This is a genomic window from Gemella cuniculi DSM 15828, from assembly GCF_000425665.1.
Taxonomy (GTDB): domain Bacteria; phylum Bacillota; class Bacilli; order Staphylococcales; family Gemellaceae; genus Gemella; species Gemella cuniculi.
Genome location: NZ_AUDW01000007.1, coordinates 79683 through 101123, shown reverse-complemented (window position 1 = coordinate 101123; position 21441 = coordinate 79683). Strand labels below are relative to the sequence as shown.

At 31.6% G+C, this 21441-nt stretch carries 14 protein-coding genes, 18 tRNA genes and 1 rRNA gene; 30 read left to right on the top strand and 3 right to left on the bottom strand.

What is annotated here, in order from left to right; genetic code table 11:
- From rrf to H612_RS0101090, 26 genes are all read left to right on the top strand, one after another.
- A 5S ribosomal RNA gene (rrf, locus tag H612_RS10460) occupies nt 1-84 on the top strand; the annotation flags it as partial.
- A 6-nt stretch (nt 85-90) separates the two neighbouring features.
- Nucleotides 91-166 (top strand) — tRNA-Val (locus tag H612_RS0101210).
- 5 nt (nt 167-171) lie between these two features.
- Nucleotides 172-247, top strand: a tRNA-Thr gene (locus H612_RS0101205).
- An 11-nt stretch (nt 248-258) separates the two neighbouring features.
- Nucleotides 259-334, top strand: a tRNA-Lys gene (locus H612_RS0101200).
- Nucleotides 335-341: 7 nt separating this feature from the next.
- Nucleotides 342-426 (top strand) — tRNA-Leu (locus H612_RS0101195).
- Between the two features lie 10 nt (nt 427-436).
- Nucleotides 437-511, top strand: a tRNA-Gly gene (locus H612_RS0101190).
- Between the two features lie 16 nt (nt 512-527).
- Nucleotides 528-614, top strand: a tRNA-Leu gene (locus H612_RS0101185).
- An 8-nt stretch (nt 615-622) separates the two neighbouring features.
- Nucleotides 623-699, top strand: a tRNA-Arg gene (locus tag H612_RS0101180).
- 13 nt (nt 700-712) lie between these two features.
- A tRNA-Pro gene (locus tag H612_RS0101175) sits at nt 713-789 on the top strand.
- A gap of 16 nt (nt 790-805) precedes the next feature.
- Nucleotides 806-881 (top strand) — tRNA-Ala (locus H612_RS0101170).
- Between the two features lie 26 nt (nt 882-907).
- Nucleotides 908-984 (top strand) — tRNA-Met (locus tag H612_RS0101165).
- A 29-nt stretch (nt 985-1013) separates the two neighbouring features.
- Nucleotides 1014-1090 (top strand) — tRNA-Ile (locus tag H612_RS0101160).
- Nucleotides 1091-1096: 6 nt separating this feature from the next.
- A tRNA-Ser gene (locus H612_RS0101155) sits at nt 1097-1189 on the top strand.
- Between the two features lie 10 nt (nt 1190-1199).
- Nucleotides 1200-1273, top strand: a tRNA-Met gene (locus H612_RS0101150).
- Between the two features lie 14 nt (nt 1274-1287).
- Nucleotides 1288-1363: transfer RNA gene (locus H612_RS0101145), tRNA-Asp, on the top strand.
- A 24-nt stretch (nt 1364-1387) separates the two neighbouring features.
- A tRNA-Phe gene (locus H612_RS0101140) sits at nt 1388-1463 on the top strand.
- A 4-nt stretch (nt 1464-1467) separates the two neighbouring features.
- A tRNA-Thr gene (locus tag H612_RS0101135) sits at nt 1468-1540 on the top strand.
- A gap of 16 nt (nt 1541-1556) precedes the next feature.
- Nucleotides 1557-1640: transfer RNA gene (locus H612_RS0101130), tRNA-Tyr, on the top strand.
- Nucleotides 1641-1643: 3 nt separating this feature from the next.
- A tRNA-Trp gene (locus H612_RS0101125) sits at nt 1644-1714 on the top strand.
- A gap of 259 nt (nt 1715-1973) precedes the next feature.
- Nucleotides 1974-2837: a ParB/RepB/Spo0J family partition protein gene (locus H612_RS0101120; RefSeq protein WP_027129796.1), complete on the top strand. Its 864-nt coding sequence runs from the start codon at nt 1974-1976 to the stop codon at nt 2835-2837.
- Complete coding sequence (locus tag H612_RS0101115) at nt 2834-3595, top strand: ParA family protein (protein ID WP_027129795.1); 762 nt, start codon at nt 2834-2836, stop codon at nt 3593-3595. Before H612_RS0101120 ends, H612_RS0101115 begins: the two co-directional genes overlap by 4 nt.
- Nucleotides 3588-4448, top strand: a complete 861-nt coding sequence (locus H612_RS0101110; protein ID WP_035500087.1) for a ParB/RepB/Spo0J family partition protein — start codon at nt 3588-3590, stop codon at nt 4446-4448. The genes H612_RS0101115 and H612_RS0101110 overlap by 8 nt, the downstream gene beginning before the upstream one ends.
- 3 nt (nt 4449-4451) lie before the next feature.
- Entirely contained in the window at nt 4452-5318 is an 867-nt protein-coding gene (locus tag H612_RS0101105) for a mechanosensitive ion channel family protein (RefSeq protein WP_027129793.1), read from the top strand.
- 12 nt (nt 5319-5330) lie between these two features.
- On the top strand, nt 5331-5519 hold the full coding sequence (locus H612_RS0101100) for a DUF951 domain-containing protein (RefSeq protein WP_027129792.1): 189 nt from the start codon (nt 5331-5333) through the stop codon (nt 5517-5519).
- A gap of 120 nt (nt 5520-5639) precedes the next feature.
- Nucleotides 5640-5966, top strand: coding sequence for an ArsR/SmtB family transcription factor (locus H612_RS0101095; RefSeq protein ID WP_245570430.1), 327 nt, complete (start codon nt 5640-5642; stop codon nt 5964-5966).
- 368 nt (nt 5967-6334) lie between these two features.
- Nucleotides 6335-7516, top strand: a complete 1182-nt coding sequence (locus H612_RS0101090) for an NADH-dependent flavin oxidoreductase (RefSeq protein ID WP_027129790.1) — start codon at nt 6335-6337, stop codon at nt 7514-7516.
- A 111-nt stretch (nt 7517-7627) separates the two neighbouring features.
- Here the strand turns inward: H612_RS0101090 and H612_RS0101085 are convergent, their stop codons facing one another.
- Nucleotides 7628-12751 carry a S8 family serine peptidase gene (locus H612_RS0101085; protein WP_027129789.1) on the bottom strand — a complete coding sequence of 1708 codons (5124 nt, stop codon included), beginning with the start codon at nt 12749-12751 and terminating at the stop codon, nt 7628-7630.
- A 331-nt stretch (nt 12752-13082) separates the two neighbouring features.
- Nucleotides 13083-13931, bottom strand: coding sequence for a VOC family protein (locus H612_RS0101080; RefSeq protein WP_027129788.1), 849 nt, complete (start codon nt 13929-13931; stop codon nt 13083-13085).
- 311 nt (nt 13932-14242) lie between these two features.
- On the opposite strand from H612_RS0101080, the gene ychF reads away from it, so the two are divergent.
- Complete coding sequence (gene ychF / locus H612_RS0101075) at nt 14243-15343, top strand: redox-regulated ATPase YchF (RefSeq protein WP_027129787.1); 1101 nt, start codon at nt 14243-14245, stop codon at nt 15341-15343.
- A 116-nt stretch (nt 15344-15459) separates the two neighbouring features.
- Complete coding sequence (locus H612_RS0101070) at nt 15460-16749, top strand: DUF6792 domain-containing protein (RefSeq protein ID WP_027129786.1); 1290 nt, start codon at nt 15460-15462, stop codon at nt 16747-16749.
- 75 nt (nt 16750-16824) lie between these two features.
- Here the strand turns inward: H612_RS0101070 and H612_RS0101065 are convergent, their stop codons facing one another.
- Entirely contained in the window at nt 16825-19107 is a 2283-nt protein-coding gene (locus H612_RS0101065; protein ID WP_027129785.1) for a transglycosylase domain-containing protein, read from the bottom strand.
- Nucleotides 19108-19405: 298 nt separating this feature from the next.
- Between H612_RS0101065 and tyrS the strand changes: the two genes are divergently transcribed.
- Nucleotides 19406-20659 (top strand): tyrosine--tRNA ligase, encoded by a 1254-nt coding sequence (tyrS, locus tag H612_RS0101060; protein ID WP_027129784.1) that lies wholly within the window; start codon nt 19406-19408, stop codon nt 20657-20659.
- Nucleotides 20660-20763: 104 nt separating this feature from the next.
- The gene (gene rpiA / locus H612_RS0101055; RefSeq protein WP_027129783.1) at nt 20764-21441 is read left to right on the top strand and encodes a ribose-5-phosphate isomerase RpiA; all 678 of its coding nucleotides are present in this window, start codon (nt 20764-20766) and stop codon (nt 21439-21441) included.

Genomic DNA, 21441 nt, shown 5'->3' with positions numbered 1-21441 from the left:
TACCCATACCGAACACAGAAGTTAAGCTCTTTAGCGTCGAATGTAGTTGGGTTTACGCCCTGTGAGACTAGAACGTTGCCAGGCTTTTGAGGAGGTTTAGCTCAGCTGGGAGAGCACTTGCCTTACAAGCAAGGGGTCAGCGGTTCGATCCCGTTAACCTCCACCATTTTTGCCGGCCTAGCTCAGTTGGTAGAGCAACTGACTTGTAATCAGTAGGTCGGGGGTTCAAGTCCTCTGGCCGGCACCATTTAATATTTAGAGCCATTAGCTCAGTTGGTAGAGCATTTGACTTTTAATCAAAGGGTCGAAGGTTCGAGTCCTTCATGGCTCACCATTCTTTTGCGGGTGTGGCGGAATTGGCAGACGCACTAGACTTAGGATCTAGCGCCTCACGGCGTGGGGGTTCGACTCCCTTCACCCGCACCATTCTTTATTCGCGAAAGTAGTTCAGGGGTAGAACATCACCTTGCCAAGGTGAGGGTCGCGGGTTCAAATCCCGTCTTTCGCTCCAATATAGTTAATATAGTGCCGGGGTGGCGGAACTGGCAGACGCACAGGACTTAAAATCCTGCGGTAGAAATACCGTACCGGTTCGATTCCGGTCCTCGGCACCATTATATTAGCGCCCATAGCTCAATTGGATAGAGCGTTTGACTACGGATCAAAAGGTTAGGGGTTCGACTCCTCTTGGGCGCGCCATTAAAAATATTAACGGGAAGTAGCTCAGCTTGGTAGAGCACTTGGTTTGGGACCAAGGGGTCGCAGGTTCGAATCCTGTCTTCCCGACCATTTTAAAAAATTATTAGGGGCCTTAGCTCAGCTGGGAGAGCGCCTGCTTTGCACGCAGGAGGTCAGGAGTTCGATCCTCCTAGGCTCCACCATTATATTTGAATTTTATGCCATTATTGGCGGCGTAGCTCAGCTGGCTAGAGCGTACGGTTCATACCCGTAAGGTCGGGGGTTCGATCCCCTCTGCCGCCACCAATAATTGAAAGTGAATTCTTTAGGAACACGGACTCTTAGCTCAGTTGGTTAGAGCTATCGGCTCATAACCGATCGGTCGCAGGTTCGAGTCCTGCAGAGTCCACCATATTAAGGAGGAATACCCAAGTCCGGCTGAAGGGATCGGTCTTGAAAACCGACAGGAGTGTAAAAGCTCGCAGGGGTTCGAATCCCCTTTCCTCCTCCATTTTTATTATCGCGGGATGGAGCAGTCTGGCAGCTCGTTGGGCTCATAACCCAAAGGTCGATGGTTCAAATCCATCTCCCGCAATTCTTTTATTAGCTGGTCCCGTGGTGTAGCGGTTATCACGCCTGCCTGTCACGCAGGAGATCGCGGGTTCGATTCCCGTCGGGACCGCCATTTTTTTATGTAAATTTTAATAATGCCTCGATAGCTCAGTTGGTAGAGCAATGGATTGAAGCTCCATGTGTCGGCAGTTCGACTCTGTCTCGAGGCACCATGTTGCCGGCCTAGCTCAGTTGGTAGAGCAACTGACTTGTAATCAGTAGGTCGGGGGTTCAAGTCCTCTGGCCGGCATTTTTTTATTATATTTGGGAAGATAGCGAAGAGGCTAAACGCGACGGACTGTAAATCCGTTCCTTCGGGTTCAGTGGTTCGAATCCACTTCTTCCCACCATTTAGGGACGTAGTTTAACGGTAGAACAAAGGTCTCCAAAACCTTTGGTGTGGGTTCGATTCCTGCCGTCCCTGTTTATTTGAAAAGCACAGCTTTTAAAAAGCTGTGTTTTTTTGTTCTTGTAAATATAATAATTATGTTTATTCCTCTTATTTTTTAATTATTATTTAGGCTTTTAAATATATTTTTAAAAATAATTATCAGGAAATATTATATCTAATATCTTTAATATCTTGATTTAGTAATAAAATATTTCGGGAAATATTTTGACAAAATATAAAAAATATGATAAGGTATTACTGTATAAAAAGTGACATAAATAGGAGGGAAAATATGACAGAAAGTGTAAAGCCGTTTAGTAAATTATATGATTTAACGCATAGGGCAGAGAAGGTAGGAATTTCGGATGATGATGTGTTAAGAGAAATACAAATTGATAAAATAGTACCAAATAAGTATCAGCCTAGACGTGAATTTACAGAAGAAAAAATAAGAGAATTAGCTGAATCAATAAGACAAAATGGACTTTTACAATCCATTACAGTAAGAGATATGGGGAACGGATTTTATGAGCTTATTGCAGGGGAACGTAGATTAAGGGCGATAAAGTATTTAAATTTTCCTACAACAAAGGCAATAGTAAAAGAGCTTACAGAAGAACAAATGGCAACACTAGCTTTAATAGAAAATATTCAACGTGAGGAACTTACACCAATAGAGGAAGCATATGCTTATCAAGAGTTACTTAGTATAAATAATCTTACACAAGACGAGTTGGCTAAATCGTTAGGAAAAACGCAAGCTACAGTAGCTAATAAATTAAGATTATTAAAACTTAGCAATAAAGTAATTGATGCAATTAATTCTAAAAAAATTACAGAACGTCATGGGCGTGCTATGATTAAATTAGATAGCTATACCCAGGAAAAGATTTTAACACAAATTTTAACACAGAATTTAAATGTATCTCAAACTGAAGAAAAGATTGAAATATATTTAAAAACAAAAAAAGATGCAAAGGTTATTGACAATTCACAAATCAGTTATAATGCACAAAAAATAATAGCGAAATTGACAAAAGATATAGCTAAACTTGAGGAAAAATATGGAGTTAGTTTAAATAAAGAAGAAGAAGAAAATATGGAAAGCATTGTTGTAAAAATAACAGTGCCTAGATATATGAAAAGAGGTAAATAATGAAAATTTTAGCGATATGTAATCAAAAAGGTGGGGTAGGAAAGACCACTACATCAATAAATTTAGCAGCTTCGCTTGCACATTTGAAAAATAAAGTTTTGCTGATAGATACTGATCCACAGGCTAATGCAACAAGCGGAATAGGAGTGGATAAAAATGAGGTGAAAGAGTCTGTTTATAATATTTTAGTAGATGAAGTAGATATTAATGAAGTTATTTTAAAAACTTCATACGAAAATTTAGATATAGTTCCATCAAGTATTGCCTTAGCAGGTGCAGAGGTAGAATTAGTTTCGGCAATTAGTAGGGAACAAAGAATGAAAAATGCAATTTCTGAAATAGAAAATATTTATGATTATGTAATAATAGATTGTCCTCCTTCATTAGGATTGATTACCTTAAATTCTCTTACTGCAGCTGATGGAGTAATTATTCCTGTCCAAACGGAATACTACGCTTTAGAGGGATTGAGTCAACTTATGAATACTTTTAATATTGTTAGAAAACATTTAAATTCCAACCTTGATATTTTTGGGGTATTATTAACAATGACTGACAGTAGAACAAATATTTCTAATCAAGTTGGTGAGCAAGTAAGAGAACACTTTAAAGGCAAAGTTTTTGACACGGTTATTTCTAGAACTGTAAGATTAAGTGAAGCACCTAGTTTTGGAGAACCAATATTAGAATATGCAAAAAATTCAAATGGTGCTAAACAATATTTATCTTTGGCTAAAGAGGTGATTGAACGTGGCTAAAAAAATAGGTAAAGGACTTGGTCGTGGGCTAGATGCAATATTTGCAACAGAGAATGTAGAGCTTGTAGAAGATGGGGACAAAGTTTTAGAAATTCCTTTAGAGGAAATTAAGAAAAATCCATATCAACCTCGTACGATTTTTAGTGAGGAGAAATTAGAAGAACTAAAAGATTCTATAGAAAAAAATGGTTTGCTTCAACCTATTGTTGTAAAAAAAGCGGTAAAAGGATATTATATTATTGCAGGAGAAAGACGTTTTCGTGCTTTTGAACTTTTAAAAAGAAAAACTATTCCTGCTATTATTAAAGAATTAACAGACGAAGAAATGATGATTTTCAGTGTTCTAGAAAATTTGCAACGGGAAGATTTGTCAGCATTGGAAGAAGCCGAGAGTTATAGAAATCTTATGAACAAGATGGATTTTACCCAAGAAGAGCTTTCCAAAAAATTGGGTAAAAGTAGACCCTATATCGCAAACAGTTTGAGACTTTTAAAACTTCCAATGGAGATAAAAGAGAAATTAGCTAGTGGAGAAATTAGTACTGCACACGCAAGGACACTACTGGCATTGAAAACAAAAAAAGCTATGCTGGAAGTTTGTTCACGTGTTATTGAAAGAAAAATGTCTGTAAGAGAATTAGAGGAATATGTAGTAAAAATTACAGCACCGAAAGAAATTAAGAAAGTTAAAGAAAAAGATATTTTTATTGAAGAACAGGAAAATATTTTAAAAGAAAGATTAGGAACAATAGTTACGATAAAACAAAATCGAAGTCAAAAAGGTAAAATAGAAATTTTATTTAAAGACAATGATGAATTTGAGAGAATTTTGGCGTTGTTTAAGGAAGATTAGTAGATGAATTTCATTAATGAAAAAATTTTTAAACTATTTTATAACGGTGAGATATGGTTTAAAATCTTAGAAAAAGTTATTGTGATAATTGTTGTTGTTTTGATAGCAATACTAGCAGTAAGATTGCTGAATAAAATAATTGATTATGTTATGACAACAAGAGAGAACGCAAACAAAAAATTTAATATAAAAATCAATGAGAAACGTTCTGAAACATTGCATAAACTCGTTAAAAGTGCAATGCGTTATACAATTTATTTTATAGCATTTTTCCAAATTTTAGCAACACTTGGTGTTAATACGACGAGTATAGTAGCTAGTGCAGGGATTGCTTCAGTTGCAATTGGCTTTGGAGCACAAAGTTTAGTGAAAGATATTATTTCAGGATTTTTTATAATACTTGAAGGGCAGTTTGATGTTGGTGATAATGTGAAAATTTATAATCAAGGTGCTTTTATTGCTGGTGGTAACGTGCTTTCGCTTGGATTACGTTCTACTAAAGTACGTTCTAAGGGTGGAGAAATTTATTTTATTCCTAATGGTTCAATTAATCAGGTCATTAATTATTCTTTGACTTATAATTTAGCAGTTTGTGAGTTTCCAATTAGTATTCTTGATTCAATGGATAATTTAGAAGCAGAAGTACAGAGTATTTTGAATAAAGTAAACTTGAGTGAGGATTATAAGAAGTTTTTATATAAGAATGACAAATTACAAGTTGACGTTATTAATAAAATTGAAGATAATGTAGCATATATAACGATTGTTGCTAAAACAAAAATTGGTAAAAAGCAGAGCATTGAGACCATGTTAAGACGAGATTTTTATAATGTCTTTAAAGAAAGATTGAAAACTAGTACTGATAAATAGGAGGTTTTGTTTATGGAGTATAGTTTAGGGGATATTGTTGAAATGAAGAAGCAGCATCCGTGTGGGACCAATAGGTGGCAAATTACACGTATGGGAGCAGATATAAAAATTAAATGTATAAAATGTGATAATAATATTATGATGCCAAGACGTGAATTTAATAAAAAAGTAAAAAAAATTATTGATAAAAAAGAAAATTAAAAGTATATAGCACTTCAAATGTTAATAATAAAATTAGTATTTGGAGTGTCTTTTATATACATATATTTTCAATTACAAAAAAGTAATTAGAACAGAATAGTAATATCTAGAAAAAATTATATGTTTTGTGATATAATCAGTATTATGAATTATATAGAGGTACTAAAAGTATTAGCAAATGAAACAAGATTAAATATTTTACATTTATTAAAACATCCTAAAAAACATTTTTCTTGTAAATCTGAGATTGATATGGATGAATTTGGAGTTTGTGTTGAAGAAATTCAGCGAGTTTCAGGTCTTAGTCAATCAACGACATCAACCTATATGAATATGATGAAGCGAGAAGGACTTGTTATAGCAACACGGATAGGAAAATACACGTATTTTAAACGAAATGATGAGGTTGTACAAAAACTTGCTGAATATTTATCTACTAAATTATAAAATGTAAGATAATAATTAAAGAGTTTACAAAAAATAAAAGGAGTAGAATTGTTATTGATTCATAGCATGAGAAGCTACTAAATAAATGGTGAGAAGTAGGAGAGGCACCATATATATCATATATGCTAGGAAATTTGATTCATCATTTGGTGTTTAAGTAAAGATGAAAAATATACGGATAAAAAATTGTAAAATAAACTATAAAAGGAATATGATATTATTAAAATATTTTAATAATATCATATTTTTTATTATAAAAAGAAAGAATTGAAAAAAACATATCTAAAAAATTAAATTTATAATTGTGAAATGCAAAGATCTATGATACAATAAACATATCTAAAAAATTGAATATGTGAGGTGTATTTATGGTTAAACGTTTAACGGATAAAATAACTTTTCGACATGGTGCAACTATTGACAGTCGTATAGTAATGCCGCCAATGTTAACTTTTTCAGGAGCAGAGGATGGTTTTGCGACTGAAGATACGATTAAATATTATGAGGCACGTTCAAAAGCAGCCAGCCTTTTAATAACAGAATATCATTATGTAACACCGACAGGTGGACCTTGTTCAGTTCCTGGGTATCCTGAACAATTAGGAATTCAAGATGATGAACATTTGGACTCTATTAAAGCTATAGCAAAAGCCCTAAAAAAAGATGGAAATAAAGCTGTTTTACAAATTCATCACGGTGGACGTGAAGCTATGGGGCGAGCTGCAAAAGGTAAAGAAGTTCTTGCTCCGAGTGGTATAGATTTTTCATTTTTATCTTATCCAGTCCGAGAAATGACTGATGCTGAAATCGAGAATATTATTAAAGATTTTGGAAAAGCAACAAAGCGTGCGATTGATGCAGGTTTTGATGGTGTAGAAATTCATGGAGCTAACCATTATCTTATTCAACAGTTCTTTTCAGCTACATCAAATATTCGTGAGGATAAGTGGGGTGGATCAGTTGAAAAGCGTATGACGTTTGCTCTTGAAGTAGTAAAAGAGGTAAAACGTGTGATTAGTGAATATGCACCTAAAGATTTTATAGTAGGTTATCGTATTTCTCCTGAGGAAATTCATGGATCAGCGGTTGGATATACATACAAAGAATCTACACAACTAATTGCAGAAGTCATTAAACATGAATTTGATTATATTAGTCTTTCTATTTGGGGTGGTTATGATGCTAAGCCTAAAGATGAAGAAAAATCATTTGGTCAAATTTTCAAAGAAATTGTAGGAGAAGAAACAAAAATTATCGTTGTTGGTTCAGTTTTTAATGAAAAAGATGCCAAGGATGCAGTGGAAAATCATACCGACTTAATTGCAGTAGGAAGAGGAACTCTTATCGATCCACTTTTTGGACAAAAAATTAAAAATGGAAAAGGTGAAACAATAATTTCTAAAATTTCTCCTGAGCAGTTAAAATATACTTATTGGACGAAAGGTCTTCAAGAGGCTTTTACGAGAAAAGATTCATTAGGGTTACCTCCACTACCAGGGCAAGAAAGTATTTTATATTTACATGAAAGTGTCTTTGAGACTGAAGAGTAGCGTTTGGTGCAAAGTAAATAATAGTTAAATATTTCAATCGATAAAAAATAAAATCCAAGATAATGAATAAACTCAAAATCTTGGATTTTTAATATTATTTGTTATTTGTTGTTATTTTTTTACTCTTTTTCTTATCATGAACGTTACAAGCAGTACTAGTCCACCTAAGATAGTAAAGTTTGTAGTTGAAGAAATACCTGTTTTGCTAAGAGAGCTAGTACCTGATTGGGTTTTAGATAAGTTATTTGTTGTAAATTCAGCTAATCCTTTTTTATTATTATCTTTTGAATTATTTCCGAAGATAAATGATGATTTTGTTTCTAATTTTTTGTTAAGAGATTTCAGTTTGTTTAGTACTGTGTCTACTTCTTCTTGTGTTGCATCTTTTTTTGCAAGAACGAGATTAGCTTCATTTAACATATTTTCGTAATTTGTTTTTTCTTCATCACTAGCTTTAGCAAATTTTTCTTCATCTTTAATAATTTTAGATTTATTTACTTCTTCTTGTAGTTCTTTTTTATTTACAGTATTAGTTTGATTATTGTTATTTTCGTTTTGATTGTCAATATTAGTTTGGTTATTGCTATTAATAGAAGATTTTGTACCACTCAAGGTAGCTTCTGCATTCGTAATATTTTGTAGAGCAGTGTCGACTTCATCTTGAGTAACGTTAGTTTTTTCATTAATAGCTTTCCCTTTTTCAACAGCAACATCGTATTGTTGTTTTTGTTTTTCGGTAGCATAAGTATATTTATCAGTTGTTTTTACTTGTTCGTATTTTTCAAGGGCAGCAATTAAGTTTTGTTTATTAACTTCTACTTTTTTTCCAGAAAGTGCAGTGCGTGCTTGTTGTAATGTATTTAAAGCATTATTAACTTCATCTTGAGTAGCATTTTCTTTATTGAAAACATTTTCTGCTTCACGAGCTGCTAATTCGTATGCAGTTTGTTTTTCTTGAGTATCAAATTTGAAAACATCTGAAGCTACAATATTATCGTGTTCACGCAACTCAGCTTCAAGAGTAGTTTTGTCAACAGCAACATCTTCATTAGAAATGCCTTTTTCAGTAAGAATTACAAAGTTGCTAAACTCATCTATTTCAAATGTAAGTTTTCCATCTGATAAAGTAACCTTGCTACTATCAAGAGCGACTACAGCAGTATTATCTTTTTTGTGATAAACTTTTACTTTATCGGCATTGATGTTTAGGCTAACTAAACGAGTTTTGTTTGATTTTACTTCCTTGCCATCTTTTTCAAGGTGAATATCATAGAATAAAGCATTATACTCGTTTAAGTTTTCTCCCATCTCAGTAAGTTCTTTGCTAATTGATTGAATATTTTCTTTACTACTATTAGAAATGATTAATTTAGTATCACTGTAAATGGTGCTGTTAGGGAATGTTACTGTAAATGTTTTTTCGTCAAACTCAGTAGCAAGAGTAGAAACTTTTTCTGCCATAATAAGTTTTAAGTTTTTAACATTTCGTTCATTTTTTATTTCAAATTTAAAATTATTTTCAGAAGAACTATATCCTTCAGGTAAAATAATTTCGAAAGTATATTCACCAGTAATTAGACGTTTTTGGAATTCATTATTGCTATATTTACTTCTAGGAAGTTTAGTTTTTTCTCCGTCAGTATTAATAGCATAAACTTCACTTCCTTCAGGAAGAATTTTATCGAATCTTACAATCATTGTATTATCTTCTAATTCTTCGAATTGGAAATTAACTTCTCCACTAGGTTTGTCTTTAGTGATTTCTATATCAACAACTTTAGGAGTAGTAAGTTTAAGATATTCATCAAGAAGAACTAACTCAACTTTATATTTTCCAAACGGAAGAGCACGAAGAGTTTTGTTATTTTTAATAAAATCTTCTCCAACAAGTTCTCCTTGTTCATTAGTAACTTTATAACGACCAAATGAAGTATAGCTAACTTTTCCATCTTTAGAAGTTAAATTAACATCAATAGTACCTTTTTCAGAAGAGTGTACTTTAGAAAGTTTTATGCTATCTTTGTTTCCAGCGTAATCTTCTACACTGTAAGTAAACATATCTAAATCTATTCCCTCAGGAAGAGTGTAAGAACCGTCAGGATTTACATCAACTAATATTTCAGAATCAACTTGAGTCCCCTCGCCATTATCTACTTTTCCGATATAGCTTAATTTTTTGTATAAAACACCGCTACCAGATTCTGTGACAAGATATGGCTTGAATGTTCTAGTAGTCTCATCATAAACACCACCTGTTCCTTCTATTTTTGGTGCAACTCGATCGATTGTAACGTTAAAGCTTAGCTCTTGTGTTTTAGCACCAGTTGCAGTAGGATTATAGCTTACTACATATTGGTATTCACCATCAGCAAGTGGATTACCATCGTTATCTTGACCTTGCCAAATAGTTGCATCAATTATTTGGGATTTTGGATTACTTGGATTATTATCATAATAATTTTTTCGTCCATTTTCATTTCCTTTTTGGAATAATGGATGTTCACGATTTACATCATCTTTAGCATAAACACTTACTTTAAGGTTTTCATAATTTCTAAGGAATACACCTTTGAATCCAATTTCATCATAGTTTTCATCATCATTAGGAGAGAATGCTAATTTTCCAAAATAATTTTCTCCAGTTTTGGGATCTGTAAATTCACCAAGTACTTTTAGGATATTTTTACCGTTCAGAGTAGTGGCAGATACTAAGGAAGTAAAGTTATTATCTTCATCTCTTTCATCAGTACCAGGATAATTGTAGTAAAATGGTTTATCAGATCCAGTAAAGTCATAGATAGGTTTCTCTACAACGGCAAGATTTTGGAATTCTCCTCTAAAACCAACGAAAGGAATACTTACTATATCTTCTGTATTGTTATCAGCATCAAAGAATTTTACGAATCCTTCAAGATAATATCCATTAGGCATTTGGGAGATAAGTTCATTTTTAAATCTTGTAGCGTCAACTTGTATTGATAGTTTCACTTTTCCGTTAGCAGGAACAGTTATTACTTTACCACCAGATATTTCTGCTAATTTTCTAGGAAGAAGTGTAATTTTTCCATCTTTAACTTCATCGGTATTCAAGAAAGTAGTGTAGACTAATTTTTTATCTTCGTTAGAAATATTGTGAACTACTAAGTTAAGTGTGAATTCATCTTCTACATTACCTAAACTTATGCTTCCATAATCATTTTCTCCAGTTACATATAAATTACCTAAAGCTGCTTTATTTGTGTCAAGGACACCAGCACCTTGTTGACGTGGAGAAGTATAAGCATTAGTTTCACTATTAAAGTTAGGGTTTGCAGTACTCATAGCTAAATGTTTTATAAGCCTTTGAATTTCTTCAGGATTTTCACGTAATTCTGGGAATCTTTGAAGGAGTGCTTGTTTAATAAGTGCAGTTGCTCCAGCTACGTGAGGGGAAGCCATACTAGTTCCACTTTCAAGACCATATTTATTATCATTAAATGATGAGAAGATATCTCCACCTGGAGCGGTGATATCAGGTTTTAATTCTCCGTCAGCAGATAATCCCCAACTAGAGAAGTTTGTTAATTTTCCTATATTAGGATTTGGTTTTTTCGCATAAGTGCCTAAAAATGATAATTTATAGCTATCAGAGTGTTTAGATAATTCGATACCGCCTTTATTTCCCATAGAAACTATTGGAATTTGTTTGTCTAAATCGTTTAAAAGCATGCCAGGAAGATCTTCACCGCCGCTTTCATGGTTGAAGATAACAACACCAACAGCACCAGCATTAATGGCATTTTGTACTTTTTCGGTGAAGGCAATATCACCACGTTTAATTAAAGCTACCTTTCCTTGCAAATCTTTTCCTTCAAAGTCACTTACAGTTCCTTTTTCAACGTAAACATATTCATACTCTTTAGTAGAATCAAATAAAGTTTTATAGGTCCCGATAGCAATATTTCCATTGTCGAATTCAGAATTTCCATTTAGCTGATTAACAGTTACAACTTCAGTATTTAAAACAGTATTACTAATAGCTGCGACAGAAATAGAATCATAATCAACAGATGGGTTTCCTACTAAGCCGTAGTCAGGATTAGTGGCGATAGGTGTACTGTGACCATTACCAAATGTGTTTGAGTTACCAGCAGCAATAGAGACAGTAATACCTGCTTTTTTTGCTAAAGCAATAGCATTAGAAATACCTTTTCCGACTTCTAAAACAGAACCAGTAGTTGATCCTAAACTCATATTAATAGAATCAGCTCCAAGTTTAACAGCATCTTCTATTGCTTTAATATAAATAAATGAATCTGTTGTGCCTTTATCTTGTTTATCAGAAAATACACGCATAAACATAAGTTGAGCTTCGGGTGCCACCCCAGCTACGTAATCTCCATTTTGTGCTTTAATACTCGGATTACCAACAGCTGTCCCAGCTACGTGCATACCATGAGAAGAATTAGCTTCTTCTTTAATTTCATCGTTCCAATCATTGTAATTAAATGCAAAAATAAGTTTATCGTTATACCAACGTCCATAGTTAATACCAGCTTTTTTCTTAGCATCTTCTAACTCAGTTTTATTTTTATATCTTGCAAGTGAGGGATCTGTGATGCGTAAAATATCATGATTAGTATCTAAGCCAGAGTCAATAATTGCAACAACCTGACCTTGCCCTTTAATCCCTTTGTTCCATAATGGTTGAATATTAATAATATTGTTACTATCAATCGCTTGGCCATAGGCTGGATCTACTTGAGGTGTTGAGTCAGATGTAGTAGAAGTGGTAGTTGGTTTGTCATACTGAACATTTAATTCAACAGAATCAACAAAATCTAACTTCTGTATTTTTTTAGCATTAGCATAAGAGGTTTCTAAAGAAAAGCCATTAAATAATAAATTGTAATCTAGTAATTTGTTAAATTTAATTCCACTATTTTTTATTTGTTCTAGTGCAGATTTACGAACAGGTTCTGTTTCTTTTTCACGTTGTTTTCGACCTTCTTCAGTAGCAATAATAGCAGGATTAACTTCAGCTTCTTTAAGTTTAACGATAACTTTGACAATATCATTATCATTAAATTTATATTCTTCATTCTCTTTTAGATTAGACAGTACGTTTAAGTTACTTTCTTGTTGAGCGAAAGTAACATTGGATTTAGTTAAGTTTTCTAAATTAATAGAAGAATAATTACCTAAAAGGAAGGTTAATGTTAAAGCACTAATGGCAGTTTTCTTGGGAAATTTCATAAAAATCAGCTCCTTATTATTTTAAGTAAATTTAAAGTATTGTTTAATATTAAAACATGAATTTTCAGAAAAATCAACTCATTTTTTAATGTAATCAGATAAATGAAACTTAAAATTTTAATTAATAATTTATATTTAATTTAAAATTTATAGAATAAAAAATGTGCAACCACCTTAGGAGAGAAGTAAATTAGAAAAATAATAAAAATTTGCAAATAAAATATTTTTTTGAAAAATTTTTTATAGACGATAGTATATGCTTAGTGTTTATGAATCTTTCAAAAAAAACTTATATGATTTTTTATTAAAAATCATATAAGTTTTAAAATTTTTAATTTTTATTGATCAAATGTATTTCTATTCCATTCGGGTCTAGTATAGAAATTTTATTTGGATTTTCCGATATTATAGCTGTATTGTTTGCCTTTATATTTTTTAACAAATTGGCATATTCTTTTTGACTGGTTACAATAAGTTCAAAGTATGCTAATCCAGGTAAATTTTTTTCTCTAAGTGCTAAATTAGCACCAGCCCAGTTATTTACTGCAAGATGGTGATGATAGTCACCATGTGCAATCCAACTAGCATTAGGTACAGTAAATTTATCTAAGAAATTCAAAGTATTTTGGTAAAAAGTGGAAGATTCTCTCGAATCTTTTACAGTGAGATGAATATGACCGATTATCGTTCCATTAGGAAGCTCGTAGGGAATAATATTCTCGGAAATATTTAACAAATGAGTAGCATCTAATTCTTCAGTGATTCCAATAATACGACCATCTTCTTGAATATTCCAATAACTCATATCTTTATCATAATAAACTTCTATTCCATTTCCTTCAGCATCATCTAAATATATTGCATTAGAGTATCCATGGTCTGCTCCACCATCCAATAAAGTTTTATGTGTTACAAAATGCTTTAAAATATTTGCTAAATCTTGTTCACTAGGTACTAAATATGCTATATGATAAAGACCATAAGAGTGAACGAATTTTTTTTCTGTTTTTTGAAGTTTCAACAAAGGATTATTATCTTTTGTTCCTAGAAGTACAATATCATCAGTTTCGTCTAGGACAGTCATTCCCATAGTATTTGTATAAAAGTCAATTTGTTTATTTAAATTTTTAACATTAAGAGTAGCAATTCCAAATTTAATATTTGAATTATAATTATTCATAGGTACACCTCGTTTTTATTAAATTAAAATAATATTTTGAACTTATAGTATATAATATAAGGTACATTAAATTTTGTAAAGTAGGCACAATATTGTAATATAGTTACTTTTGAGAAACTATTTGATAAAAATAAGATATTATAAGCTAGGAGGAAAATGTTGAAATTAGTATTTTATTGACAAAAAAATTAATATTCATAGTTTTATTATTCTATATTAAATGCTAATAAGTTTTTTTTATGTTATAATAGGAGAGTTGAGAAAGACTAAAGCTTTAACTAAGAAAATTTATAGAAGGAGTGATTAATACTATGGCATTAACAGCCGGAATAGTTGGATTACCAAACGTAGGAAAGAGTACACTTTTTAACGCAATTACAAAAGCAGGGGCATTAGCAGCAAACTATCCATTTGCTACTATTGATCCAAATGTAGGAATAGTAGAAGTTCCTGATCATAGATTGAATAAATTAACAGAATTGGTAGAACCTAAAAAAACAGTACCGACATCATTCGAATTCACAGATATTGCAGGTATTGTAAAAGGTGCATCTAAAGGAGAAGGTTTAGGAAATAAATTCTTAAGTCACATTAGAGAAGTAGATGCAATTTGCCAAGTTGTTAGATGCTTCGAAGATGAAAATATTACGCATGTTGCAGGTGGAGTAGATCCTCTGTACGATATAGAAGTAATTAATTTAGAATTAATACTGGCAGATCTTGAAAGTGTGGAAAAACGTATTGGACGTGTAGAGAAACAAGCTAAACAAAAAGATAAAGATGCGATGGTAGAATTTGCAGTTTTATCTAAAGTGAGAGATATCTTAAAAGAAGAAAAGCCAGCAAGACTTTTGGAACTTGATAAAGAAGAGCAAAAAGTTGCTAAAAATTTACACTTATTAACTATGAAGCCGATGCTTTATGTGGCAAATGTTAGTGAGGATGATCTTCTTGAAGTTGATTCAAATGAGCATGTAGCAAAAGTAAGAGAATTTGCCGCAAGTGAAGGAAGCGAAGTAATCGTGGTTTGTGCGAAAATTGAAGAAGAGATGGCAGCATTAGAAGATGAAGAAAAAACGATGTTTTTAGAAGAACTTGGAATTGATGAAAGTGGACTTGATAAACTTATTAAAGCAAGTTACAGTTTATTAGGTCTAGCAACTTATTTTACAGCAGGAGTACAAGAAGTGAGAGCATGGACATTTAAAAAAGGCATGTTAGCTCCTGAATGTGCAGGGATTATTCATTCAGATTTTGAGAGAGGATTTATTCGTGCAGAAACTGTAAGCTATGATGATTTAGTAGAGTATGGAAGCATGCCAAAAGCTAAAGAAGCAGGTCGTGTTCGCCTTGAAGGGAAAGAATACGAAGTAAAAGATGGTGACATAATGTTATTTAGATTTAACGTATAAGATGAAAAACTAGGACAAAATTAAAATTTTTATTTTAAGGTTTTTGTTCTAGTTTTTTAATTCTTAAAATTTTATGATATAATAGGACTAATAAAAATTCGTAGGAGTGTGAAGTTATGTTTTTACGTTTTTTTCATAATCCTTTGCTACTTGCAAAGTTAACATATTATGAATATTTAATAAAAGATAATAAAAAGCAAACAACTATTGAATATAAAATAAAGAGAATTATAAAACAAGTAACTGGAGAAGATATAAAAGATATTCAAGTTTATAATAGTGGCTTATCCACCCCAAAACTTAGTAAAAATGGTTTTCAGGCGACCGCAATTTATGTTCCAAAGTATAATGAGCTTTTGGTGATTTTTCGAGGAAGTGAACGTGATGATATAAGTGATTGGTTGTACAATTATACAGGGATAGTTTCAGGAGAAAATACGAGTCAATTAGATTCAGGATTGAGTTTTGTACGATTTTTAAGAAGAAAGTTACCCGATTTTGATAATTGTTATAAAGTTGCAACAGGTCATTCTTTAGGGGGACATTTAGCAATTACGATTGAATTATTAAAAAATACATTTCAAAGAGTATATACATATAATACAGCTTTGCCACAACTAAAACAACTTAGGAAGTATGACAAAAAATATAATAAAAAACTTAGTGAATACTTTTTAGAAAAAGATTTAAAAGAGACAAATAGATTGCAAAACTTTACTTCTAGTTATTATGCAAAAAACTCCCATCATATTTATAATTATATTAGAAAAAATGATTTTATCCAATCTTTAAATATGACAGTAGGTACATTTACTGTTGGGAAAACAATAGAATTTCCACCTGTTTTACCAAAATTTATAGATCCTAAAAATTATTTAACGGAGGAAGATACATATGAATTAGATAGAATTTTTGGTGGTTTTTATAATCAACTTTTGAAAAAACACATCACACCTGATATTGTGAAGGAAAAGCAAAAAGAAATTGCTGATGAGTTCATAAATTATTTGATTGAACAGATAAAAGATCCTATTCAGGCCCAGTTAACCAATCTTCGTCATTGGAATAACAAAGATAATAAAAGTACTTCCAATATAAAAGACTCTTATAGGTCATTCAAAGCACTTTATAATTATATGCTCTATCTTGCACATTCAGGGATTATTCCTGATGATATAATAAAAAGTGAAAATAGTAGAGAAGCAACTAATTTATATGAAAAAGTTTTGAACAATGAAACTGCAAAAAGTTTAAAAAATCTTTTAAAACCATTGCAAGAGTTTTATACTTTAATAAGAGCGATTTATACTTTAGTACATGTTAAAGAATTTGATGATCTTGAAGGTTGGGTAGAAATAGCAAATGCACATGATTTAACAGCGTTGTATGATGTTTTAGATGAATAGAAAATAATAGGGATGACTGAAAAGTGAAAAATTTTTTAATTTTTACTTTTTAGGTTCATCCCTATTTATATATTCTTATTCGTAGCCTTCATCGTTATCATCTTCACTTCTGTTTGAAGGTGATGAATTATCCTTTTTATTTTCCTTAGAAGTATCTTCAGTATCTTTGGATTTGACTTCTTTTTTAGGTTCAACAAACATAATGCTCTTATCAATGTTATACCCAAACTTTTGTAATGTTTTTTCTTTACTTAATTCCTTAAAGTCTTCGGGAATCATATCAGAAATACTTCCTGAAGAATTATTATATGGATTTATTTTTGAATCTACTACAGATTTTGGTTTAGTAAATGAAGTATCAGGTGATACTAAGTTGCTATCATGTGAATAGATTGCATTCATTATACGTATCCAAGTTTTATGACCATAAATGTAATTAGGAACTGTTGCTGGCTTATCATACCCTGTCCAAGTGCCAACTGTTATGTTTTTTGTTCCACCAACAACCCACAAATCTTTATAATACTCTGATGTACCTGTTTTTACAAATAGATTTTTGTTATTAAAGTTTAATTCTTTTGCTATATCAGGTGCTGTTCCATAACTTGCATTGATGACATCATTAAGCATATTTAAAATTAAATAGCTAGTAGAATCTTTATATACTCTGGTTGGAGTATGAGTGGCTCTATAAACAATCTCATTTTCATTGTTACGAATTTCTTCAATTATGTATGCTTTTTTATATTCTCCCATGTTAGCAAAAGTAGCAAATGCATTTGTGTTTTCTGTTACAGATACACCATGAGCCATCCCGCCAATAGCAGCGGCTAAATTATTTTGATCGTTAGGAGTAATACCTTTAAAGTTCATTTTTTCTAAATAATCTTTGGCGGGATTTTCATTAACGAATCCTGAATATAATCTTATGGTCGCAAGGTTAAGAGAACGTGCTAATGCTTGTCTCGCAGATAGATTTCCATATTCAGTAAGAGAGAAATTCTCTGGTTTCCAACCATTATAATTGAATCTTTTATCAAGAAGCGTAGAATTAGGAGTGATGTACCCTTTATCTATCGCAGGACCATATACCAATAAAGGTTTTATGGTAGAACCAGGTGAACGATGAGTACGTGTTGCATGGTTTAGTTGTTGTTTATTATAATCCATTCCACCAATAAATGCTAAAATTTTCCCAGTATTATTTTCAATAACAGAGGCTCCTATTTCTAATGGGTAGACAGTCCCATTTTGTGTGGAGGTTGGATAAGATTTAAAATCTTTTCTTACTTCTTGAAGTGTATCATAAAGTTTCTTATTTAAAGTAGTTTTGACTTTATAACCACCAGTAATAAACTTGGTTTTACTTTTTTCTATTAAATCGTCTCTATATGCACTATCTTCTTTAAATTGTTGTTCTTTATTATTTTTTTTGGCGGTTTGTTCTGCCAAAATTTCTGCTACAGAAGTTGTTACTTCATCTCTTATATAAGGGTAATCTGTATATTCTGAAGCTCTTTGCTTAGTAAATGCCCCTTTAATATTAAATTTTTTTGCATCATTATATTGTTCGGTAGTTATATAATTGTTAGCTAGCATCCTTTCAAGAACATACTTTTGACGATTTAGCCCCGCCTGTAATTCTTTATCACTGCGAATGTTTCCAGAGGAATCAAATGGTGTATATTTATAAGGTGATTGAACAAACCCAACTAAATATGCTGCTTGAGCAATATTTAAATCTTTTGCATGAATTCCAAAAATTCCCATAGCAGCAGTTTCTATTCCACTGATATTTTGACCTAAACTATTTTTTCCAAAGGGAGCAACATTAAGATAGGTTTCTAAAATTTCTCGTTTTGAAAAATAATTGTTCATTCTTAGTGCCAGTAAAATTTCTTTAGCCTTTCTTTCGTAAGAACGAGAATTATCTAACATCTGATTTTTAACAAGTTGTTGAGTAATTGTACTTCCGCCAAGGCTAGATTTTTTTGTGATTTCACTAAATGTAGCTTTAAGTATTGCTAATGGTTCAACACCATTGTTAGAATAAAAATTTGCATCTTCACTAGCTACAATAGCATTTTTGACATTATCTCCCATTTCATCATAACTTATTACTTTTCTAATTAATTCAGAGTTAATAGTTCCAAGTCTTTCGCCGCTTCCAAAGTAGACTTCACTATTTTGGCTGATATTATTAATTTGTTCTTGCATTTCCTTTTGATTAAGAATAGGTTGATTTTTAACAAGACCACCAACAAAGCCGATAGCAATTCCTAGTCCTAAACTTACACAAAGAGAAATTGTGAGTAACATAACTCCAAGAATTGAAACTTTATTCTTCTTTTTTTTCATAGAAATCTCCTTGATTTACTTATATTCATTTAATTATACCATATTTTCATGAAAAATTATAAATTAAAGATGGTTTGATGTTATAAACTAACTAGATTAAATTTTTATAAGTAGTAGAAAGGTGGGAAACGAGTAATTTTAAAGTATTTTTATTCAAAGAGCAAAAATAAGGAATTATTTTTAGTATATTTTTATAACTTCCACAAGAAATATTTTTAAAAAAATAAAACAAATTGATAACTTGTGGTATAATGAAGGATAAGTAAATGTACAATAAAATATGTTATGGAGGTTTTTGATGAATAAGTTATTAGAAGACTTGAAATATAGAGATTTAGTTTACCAACAAACTGATGAAGAAGGAATAGAAAAGTTATTAGAAAATGAAAGTGTATCAATTTACTGTGGAACTGATCCAACTGGTGATTCACTTCATATAGGACACTTGCTACCATTTTTAACATTAAAAAGATTTCAACAATATGGACATAAACCAGTTGTTTTAGTTGGTGGAGGGACAGGTATTATTGGTGATCCATCTGGAAGAAGTGAAGAACGCCAATTACAAAATTTAGAAATTATTGCAGAAAACAGTAAAAAACTAGAAAATCAACTGCGTAATATTTTTAGAGGAAATGATAATATACAATTCGTGAATAATCATGATTGGTTAGGAAAAATTTCCATGATTGAATTTTTACGTGATTATGGGAAATTAGTAAATGTCAACTACATGTTAGCGAAAGATTCTATTTCTAGTCGTTTAGACAGTGGTTTATCATTTACGGAATTTAGTTATACTCTTCTACAAGGGATTGACTATGCATACCTAAATGAGCATCATAATGTGAAAATGCAAATCGGTGGGTCAGATCAATGGGGTAATATTACAACTGGATTAGAAATCATGAGAAAACTACGTGGAGATGTAGAGGCTTATGGTTTTACAATTCCTTTAATGTTGAAATCTGACGGAACTAAGTTTGGAAAATCAACAGGAGGAGCAGTTTGGTTAGATCCAGAAAAAACAACACCTTATGAATTTTATCAATTTTGGTTTAATACTGCAGATAGTGACGTAATTCCTGCAATAAAAAAATTCACTTTCTTGGAAAAAGAAGAAATTGAAAAATTGGCAGTCAGTTTAGAAAAAGAGCCGCATTTAAGACTAGCTCAAAAAACTTTAGCAGAAGAATTAGTGAAAATAGTACATGGCGAAGCGGCATTAGAAAGTGCGTTAAATATTACTAAAGCGTTATTTTCAGGGAATATTAAAGAATTAACTTCAAAAGAGTTAGAATACGCAGTAAAAGGAATGCCGAAAGTAAAACTTGAAAAACAAGAATATGGTATTGTAGACTTTTTGGTAGAAAGTAATCTAGTGCAATCAAAACGGCAAGCTAGAGAAGATATAAATAACGGAGCGATATATGTCAATGGAGACAAGATTACAGATTTAGAGTATCTAGTTGAGAATAAAGATAGATTGGAAGATAGTTTTACAGTATTAAGACGAGGCAAGAAAAAATATTTATTAGTAGAATATAAATAAAAATCACACAGAGGTTGAGAAAATTAGACAAAGAATAAGGATTTTGAGTTTGATTTTTTTAAGATATTATTTGTAAAATAACATACGAAAAAGAGGGAAACGAAATGAATTTAAAAGAAATAGTTGGAAAAAAGGCAGTTGAATTTGTGAAAGATGGAATGATCGTCGGACTTGGGACAGGCTCTACAGTATTTTATTTTGTGCATGCCATAGCTGGAAAAGTAAAAGATGGATTGAATATTGAAATGGTATCAACATCTATTCAAACAGTAGAACTCGCTAAAAGTTTAGGACTTAATATTAAAGAATTAGAAGATGTAGATCATATAGATTTAGCTGTTGATGGTGTAGATGAAATTGATAAAAACTTTAATGCTATAAAAGGAGGGGGAGCGGCATTATTTAGAGAGAAAATTGTTGCGGATATAGCAAGCGAAGTTATTTGGATTTTTGATGAAAGCAAAGATGTAGAAAAATTAGGTGCATTTAATCTTCCAGTAGAAATTTTGCCATTTGGATATAGCCATACCATTAGAAAAATGACTGAGGTGGGATTGAATCCAGTATTGCGTCTTAAAGATGGAAAAAAATTAATAACGGATAATCATAACTATATAGTAGACTTGCACTTAGGATATGGATTCAATATTAGTGAAGTAAAAGAAAAGTTAAGTACTATTGTCGGCGTTGTTGAACATGGATTATTTTTAAATGTGTGTAGATTTTGTATAAAAGGAACGGAGAATGGAGCAGTCATAATAGAAAATCCAAACAAAAAATAA

Coding starts and splice junctions, on each gene's coding strand:
- H612_RS0101120 (WP_027129796.1), top strand. CDS start 1,974: ATGACAGAAAGTGTAAAGCCGTTTAGTAAATTATATGATTTAACGCAT.
- H612_RS0101105 (WP_027129793.1), top strand. CDS start 4,452: ATGAATTTCATTAATGAAAAAATTTTTAAACTATTTTATAACGGTGAG.
- H612_RS0101100 (WP_027129792.1), top strand. CDS start 5,331: ATGGAGTATAGTTTAGGGGATATTGTTGAAATGAAGAAGCAGCATCCG.
- H612_RS0101095 (WP_245570430.1), top strand. CDS start 5,640: ATGTTTTGTGATATAATCAGTATTATGAATTATATAGAGGTACTAAAA.
- H612_RS0101090 (WP_027129790.1), top strand. CDS start 6,335: ATGGTTAAACGTTTAACGGATAAAATAACTTTTCGACATGGTGCAACT.
- H612_RS0101085 (WP_027129789.1), bottom strand. CDS start 12,751: ATGAAATTTCCCAAGAAAACTGCCATTAGTGCTTTAACATTAACCTTC.
- H612_RS0101080 (WP_027129788.1), bottom strand. CDS start 13,931: ATGAATAATTATAATTCAAATATTAAATTTGGAATTGCTACTCTTAAT.
- ychF (WP_027129787.1), top strand. CDS start 14,243: ATGGCATTAACAGCCGGAATAGTTGGATTACCAAACGTAGGAAAGAGT.
- H612_RS0101070 (WP_027129786.1), top strand. CDS start 15,460: ATGTTTTTACGTTTTTTTCATAATCCTTTGCTACTTGCAAAGTTAACA.
- H612_RS0101065 (WP_027129785.1), bottom strand. CDS start 19,107: ATGAAAAAAAAGAAGAATAAAGTTTCAATTCTTGGAGTTATGTTACTC.
- tyrS (WP_027129784.1), top strand. CDS start 19,406: ATGAATAAGTTATTAGAAGACTTGAAATATAGAGATTTAGTTTACCAA.
- rpiA (WP_027129783.1), top strand. CDS start 20,764: ATGAATTTAAAAGAAATAGTTGGAAAAAAGGCAGTTGAATTTGTGAAA.